The organism is Formosa sp. F44 (genome assembly GCF_056238645.1).
On sequence record NZ_JBWDLJ010000001.1, the window covers coordinates 211884 to 235046 of the forward strand.

21 protein-coding genes are annotated in these 23163 nt (G+C 33.1%); 15 read left to right on the forward strand and 6 right to left on the reverse strand.

Going from position 1 to position 23163, the window contains the following annotated elements:
* The first annotated feature begins 44 nt into the window (after positions 1–44).
* The 3 genes from AC0UBM_RS00860 to AC0UBM_RS00870 are packed head-to-tail and all read left to right on the forward strand — an operon-like array spanning position 45 to position 3248.
* Positions 45–1043, forward strand: a complete 999-nt coding sequence (locus AC0UBM_RS00860; protein ID WP_475687264.1) for a GntR family transcriptional regulator — start codon at positions 45–47, stop codon at positions 1041–1043.
* A gap of 19 nt (positions 1044–1062) precedes the next feature.
* Positions 1063–2223, forward strand: a complete 1161-nt coding sequence (gene galK, locus AC0UBM_RS00865) for a galactokinase (RefSeq protein ID WP_475687265.1) — start codon at positions 1063–1065, stop codon at positions 2221–2223.
* Between the two features lie 2 nt (positions 2224–2225).
* A complete protein-coding gene (locus tag AC0UBM_RS00870) occupies positions 2226–3248 on the forward strand; it encodes a UDP-glucose--hexose-1-phosphate uridylyltransferase (RefSeq protein WP_475687266.1) in 1023 nt (340 codons plus the stop codon).
* Positions 3249–3413: 165 nt separating this feature from the next.
* Here the strand turns inward: AC0UBM_RS00870 and AC0UBM_RS00875 are convergent, their stop codons facing one another.
* Positions 3414–4457, reverse strand: coding sequence for a GntR family transcriptional regulator (locus AC0UBM_RS00875; protein WP_475687891.1), 1044 nt, complete (start codon positions 4455–4457; stop codon positions 3414–3416).
* 381 nt (positions 4458–4838) lie between these two features.
* Between AC0UBM_RS00875 and AC0UBM_RS00880 the strand changes: the two genes are divergently transcribed.
* From AC0UBM_RS00880 to trxB, 10 genes are all read left to right on the forward strand, one after another.
* Complete coding sequence (locus AC0UBM_RS00880; RefSeq protein WP_475687267.1) at positions 4839–6119, forward strand: sugar isomerase; 1281 nt, start codon at positions 4839–4841, stop codon at positions 6117–6119.
* Positions 6120–6124: 5 nt separating this feature from the next.
* The gene (locus AC0UBM_RS00885) at positions 6125–7498 is read left to right on the forward strand and encodes an FGGY-family carbohydrate kinase (protein WP_475687268.1); all 1374 of its coding nucleotides are present in this window, start codon (positions 6125–6127) and stop codon (positions 7496–7498) included.
* A 13-nt stretch (positions 7499–7511) separates the two neighbouring features.
* Entirely contained in the window at positions 7512–8801 is a 1290-nt protein-coding gene (locus AC0UBM_RS00890; RefSeq protein ID WP_475687269.1) for a class II aldolase/adducin family protein, read from the forward strand.
* A gap of 174 nt (positions 8802–8975) precedes the next feature.
* The gene (locus AC0UBM_RS00895; protein ID WP_475687270.1) at positions 8976–10388 is read left to right on the forward strand and encodes a purine-cytosine permease family protein; all 1413 of its coding nucleotides are present in this window, start codon (positions 8976–8978) and stop codon (positions 10386–10388) included.
* Positions 10389–10662: 274 nt separating this feature from the next.
* On the forward strand, positions 10663–11640 hold the full coding sequence (locus tag AC0UBM_RS00900) for a Gfo/Idh/MocA family protein (RefSeq protein ID WP_475687271.1): 978 nt from the start codon (positions 10663–10665) through the stop codon (positions 11638–11640).
* A gap of 325 nt (positions 11641–11965) precedes the next feature.
* Positions 11966–13777, forward strand: coding sequence for a hypothetical protein (locus tag AC0UBM_RS00905; RefSeq protein ID WP_475687272.1), 1812 nt, complete (start codon positions 11966–11968; stop codon positions 13775–13777).
* Positions 13778–14205: 428 nt separating this feature from the next.
* Complete coding sequence (locus AC0UBM_RS00910; RefSeq protein ID WP_475687273.1) at positions 14206–14565, forward strand: YtxH domain-containing protein; 360 nt, start codon at positions 14206–14208, stop codon at positions 14563–14565.
* 3 nt (positions 14566–14568) lie between these two features.
* A complete protein-coding gene (locus AC0UBM_RS00915; protein WP_414035006.1) occupies positions 14569–14916 on the forward strand; it encodes a hypothetical protein in 348 nt (115 codons plus the stop codon).
* Between the two features lie 3 nt (positions 14917–14919).
* Positions 14920–15123, forward strand: a complete 204-nt coding sequence (locus AC0UBM_RS00920) for a hypothetical protein (protein ID WP_414035005.1) — start codon at positions 14920–14922, stop codon at positions 15121–15123.
* 211 nt (positions 15124–15334) lie between these two features.
* Positions 15335–16285: a thioredoxin-disulfide reductase gene (gene trxB / locus AC0UBM_RS00925; RefSeq protein ID WP_414035004.1), complete on the forward strand. Its 951-nt coding sequence runs from the start codon at positions 15335–15337 to the stop codon at positions 16283–16285.
* A 181-nt stretch (positions 16286–16466) separates the two neighbouring features.
* On the opposite strand, the gene AC0UBM_RS00930 is transcribed toward trxB, so the two are convergent.
* From AC0UBM_RS00930 to AC0UBM_RS00940, 3 genes are all read right to left on the reverse strand, one after another.
* Positions 16467–18233, reverse strand: coding sequence for a PspC domain-containing protein (locus tag AC0UBM_RS00930; RefSeq protein ID WP_475687274.1), 1767 nt, complete (start codon positions 18231–18233; stop codon positions 16467–16469).
* Positions 18226–18570 carry a PadR family transcriptional regulator gene (locus AC0UBM_RS00935; RefSeq protein WP_414035002.1) on the reverse strand — a complete coding sequence of 115 codons (345 nt, stop codon included), beginning with the start codon at positions 18568–18570 and terminating at the stop codon, positions 18226–18228. The genes AC0UBM_RS00930 and AC0UBM_RS00935 overlap by 8 nt, the downstream gene beginning before the upstream one ends.
* Before the next feature lie 122 nt (positions 18571–18692).
* Positions 18693–19139 carry a DUF4870 domain-containing protein gene (locus AC0UBM_RS00940; protein ID WP_414035001.1) on the reverse strand — a complete coding sequence of 149 codons (447 nt, stop codon included), beginning with the start codon at positions 19137–19139 and terminating at the stop codon, positions 18693–18695.
* A 141-nt stretch (positions 19140–19280) separates the two neighbouring features.
* Between AC0UBM_RS00940 and AC0UBM_RS00945 the strand changes: the two genes are divergently transcribed.
* Entirely contained in the window at positions 19281–19736 is a 456-nt protein-coding gene (locus tag AC0UBM_RS00945) for a DUF4442 domain-containing protein (protein WP_475687275.1), read from the forward strand.
* A gap of 231 nt (positions 19737–19967) precedes the next feature.
* The gene (locus tag AC0UBM_RS00950) at positions 19968–20858 is read left to right on the forward strand and encodes a DUF6268 family outer membrane beta-barrel protein (protein ID WP_475687276.1); all 891 of its coding nucleotides are present in this window, start codon (positions 19968–19970) and stop codon (positions 20856–20858) included.
* A gap of 73 nt (positions 20859–20931) precedes the next feature.
* Here AC0UBM_RS00950 and AC0UBM_RS00955 read toward each other — a convergent pair whose 3' ends face one another.
* The gene (locus AC0UBM_RS00955; protein ID WP_475687277.1) at positions 20932–21732 is read right to left on the reverse strand and encodes a hypothetical protein; all 801 of its coding nucleotides are present in this window, start codon (positions 21730–21732) and stop codon (positions 20932–20934) included.
* 254 nt (positions 21733–21986) lie between these two features.
* Positions 21987–23150 carry a lycopene cyclase family protein gene (locus AC0UBM_RS00960; RefSeq protein WP_475687278.1) on the reverse strand — a complete coding sequence of 388 codons (1164 nt, stop codon included), beginning with the start codon at positions 23148–23150 and terminating at the stop codon, positions 21987–21989.
* Positions 23151–23163 lie beyond the last annotated feature (13 nt).

The following is a 23163-nucleotide window of genomic DNA, read 5'->3' on the forward strand; positions in this document are numbered from 1 at the left end:
AGTACCTACTAGTTTGTTTATTGATTTTGTTTTACCTTTGTAATATGAGCGTTATTACTATTGATAAAAAAACTGGTACACCTAAGTATAAGCAGATTATAGAGTCTATTGAGCGCGCTATAATGTCTGGAGATTTAAAAAAAGGAGATCAGTTACCTTCAATAAACACTGTAAGAGATGCTCATAAATTGTCTCGCGATACCGTATTGGCTGCTTTTAATGAATTAAAAACGAGAGGTATTATCCAATCCATTGTAGGGAAAGGTTATTACGTGTTAAACGATAGTATTGCTATCAGTCAGAAAGTGTTTTTATTATTCGATGAGTTAAATTCTTTCAAAGAAGATTTATATAATTCTTTCGTAGCTAACTTAAATAGCGATATCCGCGTAGATATTTATTTTCACCACTTTAATGAAGATCTTTTCCGCAATTTGATATATGAGAATATTGGTGTGTATAATTATTATGTTATTATGCCTGCCAATCTCAAAAACACGAATCTTATTATTGAAAAATTGCCTAAGGAAAAGGTGTATATTTTAGATCAAATGCATTCAGAGTTAAAACAGTATGCCGCTATTTATCAAAACTTTGAAGAAGATATTTATAGTAAGCTTACAGAAGCATTACCACTTATCAAGAAATATTCTAAGATTATTCTTCATTTTTCGGAAAAAAATCAGCCTTTAGGAATGCGTAAAGGATTCCTTAAGTTTTGTGAATCACAGCGTTTAGAATACGAAATAATTTCTTCTTTAAAAGATCGTATGATTACTAAAGGAGAGGTTTATATACTCCCAGACGATAAAAATTTACTTCGAGTAATAAAAGGGATGAAAACTCAAAAATTAATGCTTTCTAAAGATGTAGGTATTATCTCTTATAATGATACGCTTCTTAAAGAAATTGTAGAAAATGGTATTACAACCATTTCTACAGATTTTAATCACATGGGAGAACGTTTGGCTCAGATGATACTAAATAATGAGCAGTTACATATTGAGAATGTAAATACATTAATTCTTAGGAATTCATTATAAAATTTTAAGGTATAAAAATATGAATACGACTTTAATTAATACTGTGAAATCAAGTTTTCTAAATAAATTTGAAGCAGAACCTGTCTTGATTTTTTCTCCGGGAAGAATTAATATTATCGGAGAACATACCGATTATAATGATGGTTTTGTATTTCCAACGGCGGTAAACAAAGGTATTGTAGCAGCCATCCAAAAAAGTGAGTCTACGGAATCGGTTGCTTTTGCAGTAGATAAAAATGAAAGCATTGCTTTCGATTTAAAGAACCTGAAGCCGTCTACTAAAGGAACTTGGCAGAATTATATTTTAGGCGTTATATCCGAAATACAGAAAAGACATCATACTATAGGTAACTTTAATATCGCTTTTGGTGGCGATATTCCAGGAGGCGCGGGCATGTCTTCGTCTGCCGCTTTAGAAAACAGTGTTGTGTTTGGTTTAAATACAGTGTTCGATTTGGGATTGTCCAAACACGATATGATTTTAATTTCACAAAAGGCCGAACATAATTATGTGGGTGTAAATTGTGGTATTATGGATCAGTATGCAAGCATGTTTGGTATCGAGAATCATGCGTTATTACTAGATTGTAGAACAGTAGAAGCAACGCCTTTTAAAATAGATTTTAAAGATTACGAACTCCTTTTAATTAACACGAATGTAAAACATAGTTTGTCGGATAGTGCCTATAATGACAGACGTTCGGTATGCGAATCTGTTTCCGAACTCTTAAATATAAAAGCATTGAGAGATGCTACAGTAACAGATTTAAACACTGTAAAAACTAAAATTACACCGGAAAACTATCAAAAAGCACTATTTATTATTGAAGAAAATAACCGTGCAATTGCCGCGTCTAAAGCGATGAAGGCGGACGATTTAGTTACTCTGGGAGAACTTATTTATGCGTCTCACGATGGTTTGCAAAATCAGTATAAAGTGAGTTGTGAAGAATTGGATTTTTTAGTTTCAGAAACAAAAGCGAATCCAAATATTTTAGGTGCTAGAATGATGGGTGGTGGTTTTGGTGGCTGTACAATTAACTTAATTGCGAAGTCTGAGGTCGACACATTTAAAGATCACATAGCTGAAGCTTATAAAACTAAATTTGAAAAGGAGTGCTCTATATACGAAGTGAAACTTTCTGATGGGACTCATATAATTAACGAATTAAAACAATAAAAATGAAAACCGATTTACAAGATTATTCTCATAAACGTTTTAATATCCTTACGGGAGAATGGGTTTTAGTATCACCGCATAGAGCAAAAAGACCATGGCAAGGTCAGAATGAAGAAATTTCTAAAGAAATACGCCCTTCATACGATCCCGCATGTTATTTATGTGCTGGAAACACTAGAATTAATGGTGAAATAAATCCAAATTACGAAGATGTGTTTGTGTTTACAAACGATTTTGCAGCCTTACAAAACGATTCTAAATCGTTTCAAATAAACGATGGATTATTACAAGCCCAGAGTGAAACAGGAGTTTGTAAAGTGGTTTGCTTCAGCCCGGATCATTCCAAAAGTTTAGCAGATATGTCTATAACTGCTATTGAAAAAGTAGTTTTTGCTTGGCAAAAGGAATATAAAGAACTTGGTAATATAGATACGATTAATTACGTACAGATTTTTGAAAATAAAGGTGCTGTAATGGGATGTAGCAATCCGCATCCGCACGGTCAGATTTGGAGCCAATCTACTTTGCCAAATGAAGTCGATAAGAAAGATAAAGCACAATTAGCATATTACAATACCAATACGAGTAGTCTTTTAGGTGATTATCTTGGACAAGAGTTAAAGGAAAAAGAGCGTATCATTTTCGAAAACGATGCTTTTGTGGTTTTAGTACCGTTTTGGGCTGTTTGGCCATTCGAGACTATGATTGTTCCTAGAAGAGCGCAAGGCAGTATTTTAGATTTAAACGCGGAAGAAACTTTACTTTTTGCAGAATCTATTTCTGCAATTACTAAAGCCTACGATAAACTTTTTAATACGTCATTTCCGTATTCTAGCGGGATACATCAATCGCCGACTAATGGAGAAGATAACAGCCATTGGCATTGGCATATGAGTTTTTATCCGCCTCTTTTAAGAAGTGCTACGGTTAAGAAATTCATGGTAGGTTATGAAATGTTTGGATCACCACAAAGAGATATAACGCCTGAAGTTGCAGCAAAGATGTTGGCAACTTTAGTAGAATAAGATTCTATTAATTAATATAAAATTTTCTCTCTAAATCAAAACAAACGCTTTGCATCTATTGCAAGGCGTTTTTACGTTTATGTCGCTACAAGTTTTCTAAAAAAGAGTAGAAGTTATAATGCAGTTTACTGTATATACAAAAGTAAAACTTTATAAGGTCTGGTCTTAGAGTGAATTCCTATCAATAAAATTGAACTTATTTTTAATTTTACCTTTTTGTTTATTTAAAATCATTTGAGACGCCGTTTCTCCCATAGCTTTAAAATCTGTTGAAATTACGGTGATCCCTAGAAGTTCTTTTAAAGGCGTGTCGTTGTATGAAATAACACCAATATTTTTTCCCAATTCAAAATTATATTCGCGTATACCTTTAACTAAATTCACCAAATCAGATTCTTCAATAGTAATAAAAAGGTCACCTTCTTTAAGAATAATATCTTCATAAAGTTCATCGATAACTTCAAAATTCATGTTGTAATTGATACAGAATTTTTTAAATCCGTGTAAAATACGTCTGGGATAAGGGTAAACCGATTTATCTGGATATATTAAAAATATGGTCTTGTAGGTTTTAATTTTTTCGTAACCTTCTATTAAGGCATTATAAATATCATTTTCAAAATCCTGATATACTTCTATATCGGCTTCAATATTTACTAGATTATTATTGTTGTCCATAATAATCAATTTCTCTGATGGAATTTGATTTATAGCGCGTGTAATTTTATCAGTAATACTAATATGTTTTAAATGGTCGTTTTTAAAATGAGGCATAATAATATAGTAATCGTAAGCGCCTATATTTTTATCCATTAAATTAAGGAATAATGATTCGTCGCAATGGTATATAAATAAATCAGTATGCGAGTTCGCTCCCATACTTTCTACAAACGAATTATGAATTCGGAGTTTGTAAGAACTCAATTTATTAATTATGAATAGGATATTAATTTTCGAAATTAATTTGGTGCGCGTAATGTAATACCCTTTACCACGGATAGATGTTATTATTTTTCGAGATTTTAATACGCTATAAGCCTTTTCAACAGTATCTCTAGATAAATAATACTCTTCACTAAATTTATTAATAGAAGGAATTTTATCGTCTACTTTTAAATTCCCATTAGCAATATTATCAATAATTGCATCTACTATTTGTTTGTATTTGGGTTTTCTGGAGTGCTCATCAATTTTAATATATTCTAGCATCATATAAGTATCGATCCTTTTATTTTAATGCAATATAAAGATTAATAAAAGGATTAATATAAAATGAGGTCGCCTACTTATCTACATTAACATGGATTTGTATTTACCCCATAGTGCAGGATAGATATAAAATCTGTATCCACTATTTTTATACATGAAAATATAATACTTGTAATTGCTCTACTGCTTTTATTTAATGTTCTTTATAAATAAAGCTTTTGTAACTTTTTTTGATGGTTACAAAACCCACGGTAAGCGCTGTTGTAATGCAGGAATTATATTGCCATACTTATTAATTAATTTGTTTTTTAGAATTGTTTTAAAGCCTTTCATGGGTTGAGATATATCAATGAAAGGTTTTTTTTGAAAAAATTAAATGACATGAAATTACACGAATCCCACATTTCAGAATTCAATAAAAAATTTATACACGAACATCAAAATCAATTCGATTTCTTAGGTGCTACTTTAGATAAAAAAAATATAAATACGCAAAATGTAGTCGATGCTCTAGCTAAATTTCAAGTCGCTATTCCGAGTTGGGCATTAGGAGCAGGAGGAACACGCTTCGGACGATTTTCTTATTTTGGAGAACCTTCAAATTTAACGCAGAAGTTGGACGATGTTGGACTTTTACATGCGCTTACACAAACAGCAGGAGCAATCTCTTTGCATATTCCTTGGGATGTGCCGGAAGATTATAATGCCATTAAAGAGCAAGCGAAATCTTTAAATTTAAAGTTCGATGCGGTGAATTCTAATACTTTTCAAGATCAGGCAAATGCCAAAGAGAGTTATAAATTCGGATCTTTATGTAACACCGATGAAGCCGTAAGAGCACAAGCTATTGCACATAACCAAGACGTTATTAAAATTGGCGAAAAATTAGGCTCTAAAAGCTTAACCGTTTGGTTGGCAGATGGTGCTAATTTTCCTGGTCAGAATAATTTTCAAACGGTACTTTCAAATACAGAAAATAGTTTAAAATCTATATATAAAACACTTCCAGACGACTGGAAAATGTTTATTGAATACAAGCCTTACGAACCTAATTTTTATAGTACTGTTATTCAAGATTGGGGAACCTCGTTTATGCTTGCAAATGCTTGTGGAGACAAGGCTTATACACTTGTAGATTTGGGGCATCATTTACCAAATACAAATATCGAACAAATCGTTTCAACCTTAATGCTGAAAGGTAAATTAGGCGGATTTCATTTTAATGATAGTAAATATGGTGACGACGATGTTACTGTAGGAAGCGTAAAACCTTATGCTTTATACTTGATTTTTAATGAATTGGTTTATGGTATGCAAAACAATCCGCAAAACCCAGATTTATCATGGATGATAGATGCGAGTCATAATATTAAAGACCCGTTAGAAGACTTAATGCAATCTTTAGAAGCCATTCAAGAAGCCTATGCTAAAGCATTGTTAGTCGATCAATCGGCGTTAAAACAAGCACAATCGGTTCATGATGTTGTGGCATGTCAAGAAATTTTACAGCGTGCATATCGTACCGATGTAAGACCTTTATTGGCACAAGCTAGATTGCAATCTGGTGGTGCTTTAGATCCGTTAGCACTATATAGAGGATTAGATGTTAGACAAACTTTAATAGAGGAACGCGGGAAACACACCATTGCTTCAGGATTATAATGGTTATGAAACAAAATGTAACAGCTGTATTTGATATTGGAAAAACCAACAAGAAGTTTTTTCTGTTTAATGATGATTTTAAAGAAGTCTACAAGGAATATGCGCGTTTTGACGAAATAGAAGATGAAGATGGTCATCCGACAGAAAATCTAGAAGCACTTCAAAATTGGTTAAAATCGTTATTTAATCGCATTTTAGAAGCTGAAGAATTTAATATTAAAGCGATTAATTTTTCAACTTATGGCGCGAGTTTCGTGCATATTGATGAGAATGGAAATCCGTTAACACCTTTATATAATTACACAAAGCCATTAGAACAGGAAATTATTGATTCTTTTTTTGAAACACACGGCCCTAAAGATGCATTTTTAAAAACAACAGGTTGTACAGATTTAAGTATGCTTAATTCTGGATTACAGTTGTATTGGCTAAAAAAGAAGCAACCAGAGGTTTTTAAAAAAATAAAATATGCGTTGCATTTACCTCAATATCTAAGTTACATTTTTACAGGTATCCCTTTAAGCGAATACACCAGTATTGGCTGTCATACAGGGCTTTGGAACTATCAAGAAAAAGATTATCACGAGTGGGTTTATAAGGAAGAACTACACAAAATATTACCTCCAATTGTATCGACTGAAACCAGTTTAAATATGAATTACAATGGGAAGCGTATTAAAATTGGAGTAGGGATTCATGACAGTTCTTCGGCGCTGTTGCCATACGTGAGAAGCATCAATAAAAAATTTGTTTTAGTGTCTACAGGAACATGGAGCATTGTTTTTAATCCGTTTACAGAGTATCCCATCACAAAAGAATCCGATGGAACAGATGTAATAAATTACATGCGAATTAACGGAAAACCAGTTAAGGCCACACGACTTTTCTTAGGAAATGAATATAAGTTACAAGTCGAAAAATTAGATGCTTTTTTTGGAGTGGATGATGATTTTCACCGTGCTATAAAGTTTGATTACGATACGTATATAGAGCTAAATAAAGTTTTTAAACATCGGTTTAGATGGGGCAGTATAATAGATGAAACAATGCCCGATAAAACAGAAATCGTTTACGATACCTATGCAAAAGCATACCATCAATTAATGATGGAGTTGGTTTTATTACAGGTGAAAAGTATAAATAAAGCAATTGGGACCGACGATGTAACTCGTATTTATGTCGATGGTGGTTTTACCGACAACGAGGTGTATATAAAGTTGTTGGCATATCACTTTAAAGGTAAAAAGTTAAGAACCACAAATGCATCAATGGGTTCGGCTTTAGGTTCTGCAATATCCATTTCAGACAGTAAATTAAATTCAAAATTTCTCAAAAAAAATTATGCCTTAAAAAAGCATACCCCTTTTATAATAGGTTAAATATTAAAAAAAAATGAACAAGAAAATCAAATTAATTCATCCTCGCGATCAAATAACCACAATTCTAAGTCGGATTTATAAACGAGGAATGACAACCACTTCTGGTGGAAATATATCCATTATGGACGAGAATGGCGATATCTGGGTAACGCCTTCTGCAGTAGATAAGGGGACGTTAATGGCTTCGGACATTATATGTGTAAAGCAAGACGGTACCATTATCGGAAAGCATAAACCGTCTTCAGAATTTCCTTTTCACAAAGCAATTTATGAGTCTAGACCAGATATAAAATCTGTAATTCATGCACATCCACCCGCATTGGTAGCGTTTAGTATTGTTCGACAAATTCCAAATACCAATGTTATTTCTCAGGCAAAACATGTTTGCGGACCAATTGGTTATGCAGAATACGAACTGCCAGGAAGTGACATGTTGGGAGGCGTTATCGCTGAAGAATTTAAAAAGGGATACAAAGCAATAATCATGGAAAATCACGGAACGGTTTTAGGCGGAAGTGATTTAACAGATGCTTTCGAGCGTTTTGAAGCTTTAGAGTTTTGCGCAAGCACTATTTTATACGGATCACAAATTGGAACTCCTAATTATTTAACAGATACCCAAATTGACGCATTCGAAGCTCAGGCTACAGCTGTGATTCCAGAACAAGAGGTTGTTGCATATGCTTCCGATGAGGTTGAAAAGCGACTAGAAATCAAGAAGATTGTAGAACGTTCTTGTCAGCAAGGTTTAATGATTAGTTCTTACGGAACGGTATCTGCCCGTTGGAAAGGCAATGATTTTTTAATTACACCTACAGGAATTAACCGCTGGGATTTAGATCTTGATGATATTGTTCAGATAAAAGATGGTAAGCGCGAAGCAGGAAAAAATCCGAGTCGTGCGTCATGGATTCATCAAGAAATTTATAAAAATAATCCTAAAATCAATTCAATCATCACCACACAATCTCCATATTTAATGGCGTTTGGTATTACTAGTACGTATTTAAATGTGAGAACGATTCCAGAAAGCTGGATCTTTTTACAAGATATAAGAACCATAAAGTACGGCGATCATTTTAAAGGAAACGATAATTCTGATTTGGTTAAAGCGTGCACCACGGCAATGATTATAGAAAATGATTCTGTAATGATTACTGGAGATAAATTACTTGAAACTTTCGATTATTTGGAGGTTGCCGAATTTAGTGCAAAATCTATAGTGTTAGGAAGTTCACTTGGGAAAATGGTACCAATAAACGATGAGCAAGTCGAGGACTTAAGAAAAAAGTTTTTAACATAATATAAAACACCATTTTTAATATGAATAGGCTTTATAATAAATGTAAGCTAAACGCGTGATAGTATGAAATAACCAATAGCATTAGGTAACTAACAAATAAATTATAACCGAATTTATAGTTGTCTAAAAACATCTCAAATAATACAAGAATAAACAAACAAACTAACTAAAATAATGACACAATACAGTATTAACGAAGACGCTATTGCGGAGTCTTCTGGCGGCGAATTCGAAAGAGAACCTGTCCCACAATCGAAACTTAAAAGTTGGAAATGTTTTATTGGCATGTATGCTGGCGAACATGCAGCTGGAACAGAATTTATGATTGGACCACTGTTTTTAACGGCAGGTGTAAGCGCATTCGATTTAATCGTTGGTTTATTAATCGGAAACTTATTAGCCGTTTTAAGCTGGCGGTTTTTAACTGCAGAAATAGCTGTAAAAAACAGGTTGACTTTATATTTTCAATTAGAGAAAATTTGTGGTAAAAAACTAGTTACAGGCTATAATTTAGCGAATGGAATTCTCTTTTGCTTTTTAGCAGGAGCTATGATAACTGTTTCTGCAACGGCGGTCGGAATCCCATTCGATATGCCCATGCCTAAGTTAACAGATACTATGCCTAATGGGGCGACGTGGATAATTATTGTATTGCTAATCGGAGCAGTGATTTCTATAATTGCAGCACGTGGATATGAGACTGTGAGTAAAGCAGCCGATTGGATGTCGCCATTTATTGTATTGGCATTTTTGGCTTGCGGTATAGTCGCTCTAAATCAGTTAGGCGTAAGTAGTTTTACCGATTTTTGGAACATTTGGGGAGAAGGTAGTGAGCCGTTTCCTGGACAGGTTAAATTTACATTTTGGCATGTTGTAATTTGGTCATGGTTTGCAAATGCAGCGATGCATATTGGAATGTCAGACTTGTCTGTATTTCGCTTTGCAAAACGTGCACGAGTAGGTTGGGTAACAGCGGCAGGCATGTATGTTGGTCATTATATGGCATGGATTGCAGCGGCATTATTATATGCGGTATATTTAAAATCGCCAGAAGCTCAAGGATTTTTAAGTCTTGGAGATGCACCGCCTGTAGCACCGGGACCAATGGCACACAATGCTGTTGGAGTATTCGGAATCATTGCTGTAGTGTTAGCAGGATGGACTACCGCAAATCCAACAATTTACCGTGCAGGATTAGCTTTTCAAGCAGTTTTACCAAAATTATCTACAGCTAAGGTGACCATATTAGCGGGATCGTTAGCTACAATTGCAGGATTATTTCCAGCGTTTGCCATGAAGCTATTGGATTTTGTAGCACTTTACGGATTTATATTAGCGCCTTTTGGAGCAGTAATTGTTTTCGAGCATTTCTTTCATAAAAAAGCAGGGATTATAAAGAATTATGCAGAATCGGCTAAGCTTTCTTTTAATAAATCTGTGTTTTGGGCTTGGGCCATAAGCTTCGGATTATTCTATTTTATATCTGTACAGTTCGATGTGTTTTTGTCCTTTGTAACCTTTCCTGCTTGGATATTATGTGGTGTGCTATTTTTAGTGTTTAGCAAACTTTTTCAGAAACAAGTGTAGTAAGTTGAAATGTGTTTATCTCATTTTAATAATTGATTTTTAATCACATTTCACCATTGAATTTATACAGACGTACCGACTTTAATTTTTATCGGTTAAGATATATTTAATTATAGATTTTAGTAAAAAACCGTGCTCTACAATAAGTACGGTTTTTTGTTTTTATTCATTTCGTAACGATGGTTTCTCCTTTAATATTTGTTGTGTGTGGTTTAATTTGAAAGTATTAAATTTGAAATGCTATAGCGGTAAAAAAAAGAATAAGACGTTTAATATGGATAAGATTATTTGGGGAATTATTGGTTGTGGAGATGTCGCTGAAGTTAAAAGCGGACCAGCCTTTTACAAATTAGAACAATCGGAATTAAAATCTGTAATGCGAAGAGATTTATCTAAAGCTAAAGATTTTGCTAAACGCCATCATGTTAAACAGTGGTATGATAATGCGACTTCTATATTGGAAGATCCTGAAATTCATGCCGTGTATATTGCGACACCGCCATCATCTCACTTACATTATACTTTAGAGGCGATTAAGGCTGGAAAACACGTGTATTTAGAGAAGCCAATGGCTTTAAACGCCGATGAAGCGAAACAAATTATCACAGCATTAAATAGCTCTACAACAAAACTAACGGTTGCGCATTACAGACGTCATTTACCTGCTTTTTTAAAGGTACATGAGCTGTTAAATAATCACGACATAGGAGAGGTGTTGTTTGCCGATATTAAAATATTACAAGCGAGAAAGTCTCATTTAATCGCACAGTCAGATGTGCCATGGCGCCTAGATCCTAAAGTGTCTGGAGGAGGTTTTTTTCATGACTTAGCGCCACATCAATTGGATTTAATGTATTTGTATTTCGGGGAATACAATAGCGCTAAAGGGGTTTCGGTAAGCCAAAACAACACAGAAGCAGACGATATTGTTAATGGTATAATCGATTTTAAAAATGGAGTCCAATGTCGTGGTATTTGGGCTTTTAATGTTGCTGAAGACGATCAGAAAGATGAATGTATAATTTACGGAACCAAGGGCAGAATAATTTTCTCTTTTTTTGGAGAGCAAGTAACTTGTCTTAAACATGGAGTCGAGCATACTTACACATTTACAAATCCGGAACATGTGCAACAACCTATGATTTCTGCGGTTAATAATTATTTTTTAGGTCTTGGCGAAAATCCATGTTCAGCAGAAGATGCCCTAAGGGTAACCGAAATCATGGATGCTTTTACCACTAAAAATTCCTGAAATTCTATTGGGTAATACTTGATGTGCTTTAGATACAATATAGTATTTCCAAAATATGATTAATTGAATAAAATAAAATCATAATATGCTAAAATGGATGTGATTTTAGTTCTTCTAATTGTATATAAAAAGTGAAATGAGTACTAAAAGACAGTCTATAAAAGCTGTCTTTTTTATGTTAGTGTAGATTGTATTTTGTTAATTGTCAATAAATTAATGGTTTTTGGTTGATTTTAAATATGATAAAAGTCATGATTTATGCAAAAAAAATATCAGACTTTTGTCAATCTTTTTGCCTAGAAAAGAGTAACTAAAAACAATTAAAATGAAAAAATTACATTCCTTTCACATCCCCGTTATGGGAATTGGGTTTACCGCAGATACGCCACTTAAGGTATCTCACCTAGGAATTGATTCCGCCATATCTTTAGTAGATGATATTTTACTCGAAAAGCTTCGTAAAATGTACTGTAAGATGTTCGATTTGCCTTATGATGAAATAGATAATTCTGAACCAGATTTTAGAGCAAAACGTATTACATCGTATTTAGATATGATACATGAGGTAACCGAAGAGAAATTCAATCAACTTAAAGATCTTAATAAATCCTGTACAGAAGAGTTGAAGCATTATTTAAATTTATTACCAAGCACTTCAGAAATAAAATCTCAGTTTGTTAATGCTATTTCTGAAACTATTAATTTAGATAAGGCTAAGAAATTCTTGTCGGATAATTTAGTAAAAGGTAGTATAGATGTTAATATTATGACTAAAGTCGATAAAGACAATTATAAAGATAAAACTAAATTACCCGTAGAGTATAATGACGCACATGCAGCATTAAGAGGCTATGCCAATTCTAATTTAAGCTCGTCTTTAATTTTATCTGCAGGAATGAATCCGCATCTCTTTAGTTATTTAGAAAACTTTAAAGATTTTTATCCAGATGCAACGGGTTATATTAAAAAGAAAGTCATTCTAAAAGTAAGCGATTACAGATCTGCTTTAATTCAGGGTAAAATTTTAGCCAAAAAAGGAATTTGGATTTCAGAATTTAGAGTAGAATCGGGATTAAACTGTGGCGGACATGCATTCGCAACGAACGGATTATTATTGGGACCTATACTAAATGAGTTTACAATAAATAGGCAAGTCCTAATAAACGAGCTTCACGACTTACTTACTAAAGCGCTAACAGCTAAATCGTATCATGTTCCAGAAATGCCTTTACCTATTAAAATTACGGCTCAGGGTGGTGTTGGAACAGCCGAAGAGCATGAATTTTTATTAAGTAAATATAATCTTGATTCTATTGGTTGGGGAACCCCATTTTTATTAGTGCCCGAAGCGACTACGGTAGATAATGAGACGTTAGATCAATTGGTGAAAGCCAAGGAAGAGGATCTGTATTTAAGTGATATTTCGCCTTTAGGAGTGCCTTTTAATAGTATGAAAGGTAATACTAAAGACCTAGAAAAATATAGAAATATAGATAAAAAAAGACCAGGAAGTGCATGCCCAAAAAAGTTTGTTGCTTTAAATAAGGAGTTCTCTGAAGAAGGCTTGTGTACGGCATCTAGACAATATCAACATTTAAAAATTAAACAATTAGATGAGCAAGGTTTAGAAGCCTCTGCGTATACTAAAGCATTAGATAAGATCACAGTAAAATCTTGTACATGTGTAGGCTTAGGAACCTCGGCTTTATTAAAGTATAATTTAGATACAAAAACAGAGGGAGAAGGTGTTTCTGTTTGTCCTGGTCCGAATATGGCATATTTTTCAAAAATAATGAGTTTAAAAGAAATGACGTCTCATATTTATGGAGAAATTAAAGGTGTGGTTTCTGCTCATCGTCCTAACATATTTGTAAAAGAGCTTAGTATTTATGTAGATTATATTACTGAAAAATTTAACGACTCTCCCACTATAACTAATAAAAGAGAAGAAAAATACTTTATAACTTTTATTGAAAACTTAAAAGAAGGTGTGAAGTATTACGAAAATTTGTTAGAAGAGACTAAAGTATCTTTTGAGACAACTAAAAATAATATTTGCGAAGGTTTAGAAATTGAATTAAATAGATTAAAAGCACTTAGAGCTAAAGTAGATGAAGCGATTTTAATGACCTCATAGTTAAAATTTTCACGATTTAGATTGTAGAGAAAAGCCTTGCATTGCAGGGCTTTTTTTATGCGCTCTATGGATTTAAATGAGCAATGCCATTCAATTTATGGCTTTTACGGATGCAATTATTTCTAATATAAATCAGTTTTTATAATAAGGAAATAAGAAAACGTTCTTTGGATACCTCTGCTTATTAACGTTAAAAAAATATGCGATACTGTTAATTAGCTGTGGTAAATAGTGCTAGTTTTGGAGTGTCCTTAGTGTGATTTTGGGGCATAAACATCAAAAAAAATAGAAATAATTTTTTAAGTTAAATATATATAGTTTAACTTAAAATTGTACAAGAGAATACTATAAAGATCTTATTATTTTGTAGATTTGATAGAGAGTCAGTAGAAATTAAATAGTAGTTTAAACCATTAAAAAATATTATTATGAGTAAAAGTGGAAATACCGTATTAGGTCTTTTAGCAGGAACAGCTATCGGCGCATTATTAGGAATTCTTTATGCTCCAGACCAAGGAAGTAAAACGAGAAAGCGTTTAGCTGATGAAGCTTTGGCAACTCGTGATAAAATGAATATCGAAGCTAAAGATTTAAAGGAAAAGATGAGTAGTAGTGCTCACGATATTAGAAGCAAGGTAAGTAGCTCTATGACGTCTAGAGGAACTTTAGACGAGCAGATAGAATCTATCGTTGCCGATGCTAGTCATAAAGCAGACGATGTTATTTCTAGTCTAGAAAAAAAATTAGCACACTTAAAAGAGCAAAATAAGAAATTTCAAAAATCATAATATATGAGTGTTTTTGAATCCTTAAATGAGACTTCAAATAAAGCTAAAGATATTGGTGAGCGGTATGTAGATACCTCTCACCAGTATATTAAGTTGAAAATTTTTCAACAATTAACCGGAGGGATGAGCCTTTTTGGTAAATTGTTGCTAATCGGTTCGTTTTTATTTATAGCTTTCATTTTCTTAGCAATTTCTGCAGCGATAGCTATTGGATATTGGTTAGAGAATTTTGCATTAGGTGCTTTAATTATAGGAGGATTATTTTTATGTCTAGCCATTCTTGTCTATTTGTTAAGACATCGTATAGATCAGAAATTTATAGAAACCATGTCAGACTTATTTTTTGATTAATTTATGAAAACGGATTTTAAAAATTTTAAAGAAATTAAGCTAGAATTAAGACGTTTAGATTTGGAACGCCAAATTGCTACGGAAGAATTTAAAGCTTTAAAAGGCGATATAAAACAGGATTTAAAACCTTTAAATTGGGTACAGACCGTAGTGGAGTACACAGGGAAAATAGGTTCTTTAGTTTTAATGAAAAAGATGTTTAAATAATAATAGTGTAGTCTATGGTTTAAAAATACAATTCAAAATATTTATAAAAGCCTAATAGCGTAAGGATAACCTTGGCTATTAGGCTTTTGTGCTTGTAATATTGGTGTAGGTATCAGGAGAATCTATTATTTTATAATAACTTTTAATAACTTAAGCTGTAAGGATTGCTACAAAAATTCTACTTTTGTTGTAATAAAATGATAAGAAAATTATGTCTGAAACTATTGAGAAAGTAAAGTGCCTTATAGTGGGGTCTGGTCCTGCAGGATATACTGCAGCTATTTATGCTGCCAGAGCTAATATGTCTCCTGTGTTATATCAAGGAATGCAACCGGGTGGTCAGTTAACTACGACTAACGAAGTAGAAAATTTTCCTGGATACCCTGAAGGTATAACAGGTCCAGATATGATGATACAATTACAAGAACAAGCAAAACGTTTTGGTACAGATATTCGTGATGGTTGGGTAACTAAAGTTGATTTTTCTGGAGAAGTACATAAAATTTGGGTTAACGAAACTCAAGAAATTCATGCAGAAACTGTCATTATTTCTACAGGAGCATCTGCCAAATATTTAGGTTTACCTTCAGAGCAAAAATACCTTCAATTAGGTGGTGGAGTATCGGCTTGTGCAGTTTGTGATGGATTCTTCTACAGAAATCAAGAAGTTGTTCTAGTTGGAGCAGGAGATTCTGCTTGTGAAGAAGCACACTATTTATCTAAATTATGTAAAAAAGTAACCATGTTAGTAAGACGTGACGAATTTAGAGCGTCTAAAATTATGGCTAACCGTGTTAAAAATACCGAGAATATAGAAATTCTATTTAATTCTGAAACTGAAGAAGTTTTAGGAGACGGACAAGTGGTAACAGGAGTTGTGGTTAAAAATAACCAAACTAATGCGCTTACAGAAATACCTGCAACGGGATTTTTCGTAGCCATAGGTCACAAGCCTAATACCGATATTTTTAAGGATTATTTAGAATTAGACGAAACAGGGTACATTATAAATACTCCAGGAACTTCTAAAACTAATATCGATGGGGTATTTGTATCTGGAGATGCTGCCGATCACGTATACAGACAAGCTATTACAGCTGCAGGAACGGGATGTATGGCTGCTTTAGATGCAGAACGTTATTTAGCGTCTAAAGATGTATAAATAGCAACCCTATATAGAATATACAATCAAGAAACACCCGAACTTACTTAAGTTCGGGTGTTTTGTTTTTTAACTTGATGTTTAACAAAAAATATCAAGTATTACTGTGGTGATAAACGTGATTAAGGTTTCCATGGTGGTTGGTTGTTTTTGATTGATGTTATGTTAGATGGTTAGTATTCTAGTCCGATGTAATATTTATACCGTCTTCACCGATATTTACATTAACATCGTTACTTTTTGCTTTTACGCCTTCACTTCCAATATGAATGTCTACATTATCATTTTTAATTTTAACACCCTGACTGTTTATTTTTAAAGAGCCATTTTCATCGTTAATATTTAAGTCTATAAAATCATTATCATCGTCGTCGTTATCTTCATCAAAACAATCTAGACATTCAATATCGTCATTCAATATTTTCATGATATGATTGGTTTCAAATATTTTCATTATATTATTTGGCGGATTATAGCGATTTAAGAACGAATGTGTGTTTTTATTAAAATCGACATGAGTGCCTTCAGGGATAAATAATATAATGTTAACCTTTTGCTCTCTATACTTATTTTCGAAATGCGTTAGTGCATAGCTATTTAATAACAATTCTTTATTCGTTAAGTTATAATTGTATATAATATTGTTGGCACGCGTTTCGGCATCTAAATAATCTTGGCCTTTAGATTCCTTTTCAATTAGAATAGAGGCAACACTATCCTTAGTCGATCGTACAACAATATTAATATCTCTTGTAAAAATCACTTTTTCATTGTTTTCGTTATAAACAATCTGAAAATCGGTGCTTCTTCTGTTAGAGCGATTATATTTTGTATTGGTTATCATCTTAACACGTAACGTATCTTGTTTGGTAATAGGTAATGTGTTTTCTTGACTAACAACCGTATCTAAGGCCTGATTAGAGGCTTGCTTTACGCCAATAGTAATTAGCCCGATAATTGATATTAACCAAACACCCAACAGTGTGAATTTAGCCACTTTACCTATAGACTTTAAATTATCTATTAAAATCTTTAACCCTAAATATAAGACAAAAAAGCATGGGATTCCTACAGAGAAAAATACAAATAAAGAACTTAACCAAATAGGTAATCCTGTTGTATTTAATGCATCTGGGTAATCCATCCACCACGGATGAAAAAACGAAGAGCTTCCTAAAGATATTAGGCTAATAAGTAAACCAAATATAAAAATCGCCCCAAAAATAACTAGTATAACACCAATAAACTTGGCAAATACTTTAATTATAAACATAAAAAGCGCTCCAATTGAATCAAAAAACGACTTAGAAGACGATTTTACTTTGGTGCCATATTTCTCGTAGTCTACACTTTTAACGGTATCGGAAACATCTTCAAAACCTTTTTTAATTTTTTTTTCAATGTTGCTAATATTAACAGGTTCCCCCGTCATGTTAAGTTTTTCTGCAGTTGTTGTAGCTTCCGGAATTAGGATCCAAAATAAGATATAAATTAGGGTAAATGTCCCGGCAGAACCTAAGGCTAATAACACCCATATTAAACGTACCCAAACCGCATCGATTCCTAAATAATGAGATAATCCAGATGCCACACCTCCAATATAAGAATTGCTTGTGTCTCTATATAATTTTTTACTTGGCTTGAAGCTTGTCTGAGATTGCGGTTCGTCTTCAAAGATTTCATCGTCTACAAGATAATCTTCAGGTTGCCCCATAATAGAAATAACATCTTCTACTTCTTTCGAGCTAATAACTTGCTTATCGTGTTTTACGCGTTCATTAAATAATTCAGCAATGCGCGCTTCAATATCGGCAAGAATTTCAGAACGGCCTTGAGAGTCGGTAAACGAGCGTTTTATAGCCTCAAGATAGCGTTGTAACTTTAGGTAAGCATCTTCATCGATATGAAAAAATGTACCGGCTAAATTTATGTTAACTGTCTTATTCATTGGTGTTCTTTTTTTGGCTGGTTACTATATTTACTGCATTTTGTAGTTCACTCCAAGTGGTGTTTAATTCACTCAGAAAAATCTTTCCTGTATCGGTTAATCCGTAATATTTTCGTGGCGGACCCGAGGTCGATTCTTCCCAGCGATAATTAAGGAGTCCTGCATTTTTAAGACGTGTAAGTAAAGGATAAATGGTACCCTCTACCACTAACATTTTCGCGTCTTTTAAGGTCTGTAGAATTTCTGCAACGTAAGCATCGTCGTCTTTTAATACCGATAAGATGCAATATTCTAAAACACCTTTGCGCATTTGGGCTTTTGTGTTTTCTATTTTCATCTGTTTATGTATTTAAAGATTGTTAAGTGCTTAGTTAGACTACAAGGTGGTATACTTAGTTGAGTCATGTTTTAATACGTTTTAAATTTAAACTGTTCATTTTTTGATGGATTGATGATGATTTATTTGATGAAATGTATGGTTAATGGATACTGAAACTCTTCACCGTCTTTGGCTTTTAAACTAGCTAGAATGATTAAAGTAAGCTCGATTATAAAACCTATAATGGCAAGTCCGATTAAAACACTGCCTAGAAAAACTAGAGAAAATAATTCACTAAAATTAAAATGGAAACTCTCTGCCATTTGAAAATCAATAAATTCAAATCCACTAAATATATTATAAAAGAAAAACGGTACCGTTACCATTCCTAAAAGAACAGTGTATAAAAAAATACTGATTTGAAAGTTAATAACCGCTTTACCGTGTTTATCTATAAACATGGATTTATCTTTATTCATAATCCACAATAGGGTAGGAGCTATAAAGTTTCCAAAAGGTATTATGAATCTAGAAAAAGTAGATAAATGTATAAAAGTGGCAATATTTTTTTGGTAGTTATCTAACATTTTAAAAGTATATAATAGTTGTCTATGCAAATATATGTTTAAAAAAAGGTATTATGCAAAACATAGTAGTGTAATTTAACATAATATTAACAAGTTGAAATGTGAATAATTTTCGATATTTTTACTAAAACAATCAAACGTATGACACTTACTCCTTCTAAAGTTAATAGTTTTTTAATATTCAAACTTCCGTCTGCTTACTTATGTGGTGTACGTACTCAAGTCTTAAATCAGGACACATGTGTGGTTGGTGTCACACACAGGTGGATTAATCAAAACCCGTTTAAATCTATGTTTTGGGCGGTACAGGGAATGGCCGCAGAATTATCGACAGGCGCATTAGTAATGTTGAAAATAGCCGAAAGCGGAAAAAAGATTTCGATGTTAGTACTAGGTAATGAATCGCGTTTTACTAAAAAAGCAACTGGAAAAATCAAGTTTACTTGTCAGGATGGTCATATTATACAAGAGGCCATAGATAAAACCATTGCTACAGGAGACGGACAAACATTTTGGATGACCTCTGTAGGCGTAAATGAAGAGGGGATAGAAGTATCTTCTTTTAAATTTGAATGGTCGGTCCGTGTAAAGAATTGATTCTGTTTAGATTCCCATAACTCATTTTTAAAATGGGATTAATTGACCTTTTTTAATATGTATAGCAAGGTTTGAGCGGTGTATTTATGTTTGGTAGACAAAATACCATTGTTGTTCTACACACTATGTAGTCTTGTCTAATAGATTTTATTTTTACTTTAATTTTTAAGGAATTTTGCCAGTAGAATGGGAGAATCCGTTCTTTAATTTAATTATAACGTAAAATGTCTTATGAAAAATCTATGGATTCTATTGCTGTTAACTGCGATTAATATAGGGTATAGCCAAGAGGGCGACGCGATCTATTTAAGTGCAGAACAATTTCCGGGAACAGATGTTAGTGATGTCACTAAACTAGAAGCAGGAATTGCATTTCCTATAATTAATACAAATAAAGAGAAGCTAACCATAGGTGGGAAGGTTCAGAATACAAGCTTTAGTTATGTCGACAAAGATGTGCCGTTTGAAACCGACGAGATAGAAGACTTCAATGCTTTTAGCTTTAAATTAGGGTATGAACGTCGCTTAAGTGATCGCTGGTCTTTACAGCTTATGGGAGAATCTCAAGTGGCTTCAAATTTTGGGGAAAATGAAATAAAATCTGAAGATATTTTCTTTAATGCTAGCGCGGTTTTAGAGCGTTATAACGAGAGCAATAACTCTATATGGACATTTGGAGCGACTTACGATATACAGTACGGCTTGTATTATCCAATACCCGTAATTGCCTATACGAAAAGAATAGATGAATCATGGGCCTATAAAATTGGTTTTCCCGATGCACGTGTAAAATGGTTTTTATCCGAACATCACAATTTTGAAGGTTTTGCGACTTTAAAAGGATTTACTGGGAATATTAACGATGAAGTAGAAGTGTATAAAGAAGATTATAGTGGCACTTTAAGGCAAACACGTTATATATTGGGTTTGGGCTATAACGTTAGTTTTTTTAAGACTTTCGAAGCAAATATACGTGGAGGTTATTCTATGTATAACACTATGAAAATCCAAGATTACAATCATAATGAGGTTTACGATTTTGAGCCTTCAAATAGTTATTATTTGAATTTAAGCCTGAAATATAAATTTAAAAGCAATACGGCCATTAGGTCCTTATATTAAGGGAATTTCAATAAAAAACCTCAAGTAACAGTTCGATGTTATCTTGAGGTTTTATTACGATTCTTATTAAAAATTATCGCTTAAATAATCCTGTTTTTAGGATGTCTTTAGCCGTTTTGTTTTCTGGCTTGACAGAAGTTGTTTCTGAATTAGAGATAGGTGTTAAGACAGAGATTTCTCCATCTTCATCTATAACAAGTGAATTGGACGTTAATTCAGTAATATCTGCATATCCAGACGTCTCATTTCCTTGACCCCAGTTGTAATAAATTTGTGTTTGTGCACTGTTATTCCAAGACCAGCTTGCCAAACCACCTTGATTACTGCTTAACGGACTAGTATTGGTAACAAAATAAGTACCTGCTCTAGAGAATAGCACAGTTAATGCTTCTGTAGTTCCAATAACATTTTCGCCATTAAAACTTACCAATTGCCATGTTTGGCAAAGTAAATCGGTGTTAGTCGACTTTTCAATTTCCAATTGTTTAGATGCTTCAATTTGAATAGTTTGTTCAGGGGCGCTTGCTAATGCTAAAGCGAATTGTATTGAATTTTCATCGATATTAGATATAATTAAAGTTCCAAAATCTGATAGTACAATGGTGTCATCATCAATAAGGTTATAGGTACCAAACAGAATGTTTGGTTCTTCGGTAGTGCGTTGGTCTTCCGAAGTTTTTAAAATAATATAATTGCCACTTTCATTAAATTCAAAAGACTCATAAGTAGAGGCATTAGTAACTACCCATTTTGCATTAATGGTTGTGTCTTCTGTGGTCTCTGTTAAATCGTTCTCTCCGTTATCACTGCTATCGCAACCTATAATTAATGCAAATACAAATACGGTTAATAGAATCAGACTAAATTTTTTCATTTTGTAATATTTCGGTTAATTGTTTCAGAAATAAGCTTATATGAAATTGATAAGCCTATTTTTTTTGTTTAAAAATTAAGGTGTAAATCTAGAAAAAATTAAGCGTGTCGTGCAATAGAAAAGAGAATCTTTAGTAGCATTTCTAAGGGCTCTAAGAATATTTTTGTAAGTGGTTTATATTGAGCATGTTTAAATGGTAGGTGCAAAATACCATTATAAAATATCGAGTAATACCGTGTGTTTTGTGATTTTGGTTATAACAAACGTTTCATACCTGCAATAAGAAAAGGAGTCTTTGGCAGCTTATTCATAATCTTAATATCGTCTACAAGTCTACTTTCATTGCCTAAAAATTTTAATAGGTTCTCTGCAGGTATATTTTTAAACATTATTGAGAATATTTCCTTTCCAGTCATTCTTTTAGAGATCATGACTTCTAACACAGTGCGGTCGTACCATTGAAACATTTTTTCTCGAAATGTCATTTCAGGATATGGATGTTTTCCCGTTATTAAATTGTTTGTAATACTCTTGGTGTTTTTCTGAATAAATTGAAACGTGTAACCACTACTTGCTTTGGTAAAACCCCCAGCCGTTCCAATGTTAATAATGCGTTCTCCCGATTTTGGGCGTCTCGAAAATTTTGCTAAAGACATGGGAATTACTCCAAATTCTTTATGTAATATGTCGTATTCCGCGATATTTAAAACGTCGTTAATATATTGTTCTAAAGCCGATTTATACTCTGCCTTATCCAGCAGTTTCTCACTAAATAGGGTGTATTCTATAAGAGCTTCGTGTGCACTTGTAGGAAGTACATACATAAAGGTAGCTCCATGATCTTGATTGAGTCTAAAATCCATTAAAGTACCCACTTTAGCATTAAATGTGGGCTTATTAGTTTTAATAACCCAACCTTCAAAATGCTGTAAAAGCGCATTTTTAGTATTAATAGGAGGATTGAATAAACTGGTAGAATTAAAAACATAGTCCGACGTGTACGTCCCGTTTTTAGTTTTTACGGTGGCATGATTGTTCTCCGATTGGATATTTTGAATGGTCTCCAACTTAAAGGTGACGTTTTTAAACGTTTTTGCAAATGATAATACGTGATTGTAAAAATCAATGCCTTTAATCATTTTGTAACTATAGTGCTCTAAATTTAACCGTTGCGTAAATTCCGGAGTTAGAAATTCTAGAGTTTTCCATTCGTGCGTAACTATAGAATCAAAAAGTCCTTTCTCCGTTTCCCAATAACACCAAGTTCTGTCGTTTGAATTCTTTTTAACGTTATCAAGAACTAAAATAGTCTTAGTTTTTAAAGTTGGTTCATTTAAAATGCGGTATAATAAACTTAAACCCGCACAGCCTGATCCTGCAATGATATAATCGTATTTTATCTGTTCTTGTTGTGGCATGTTTTTAACTAAC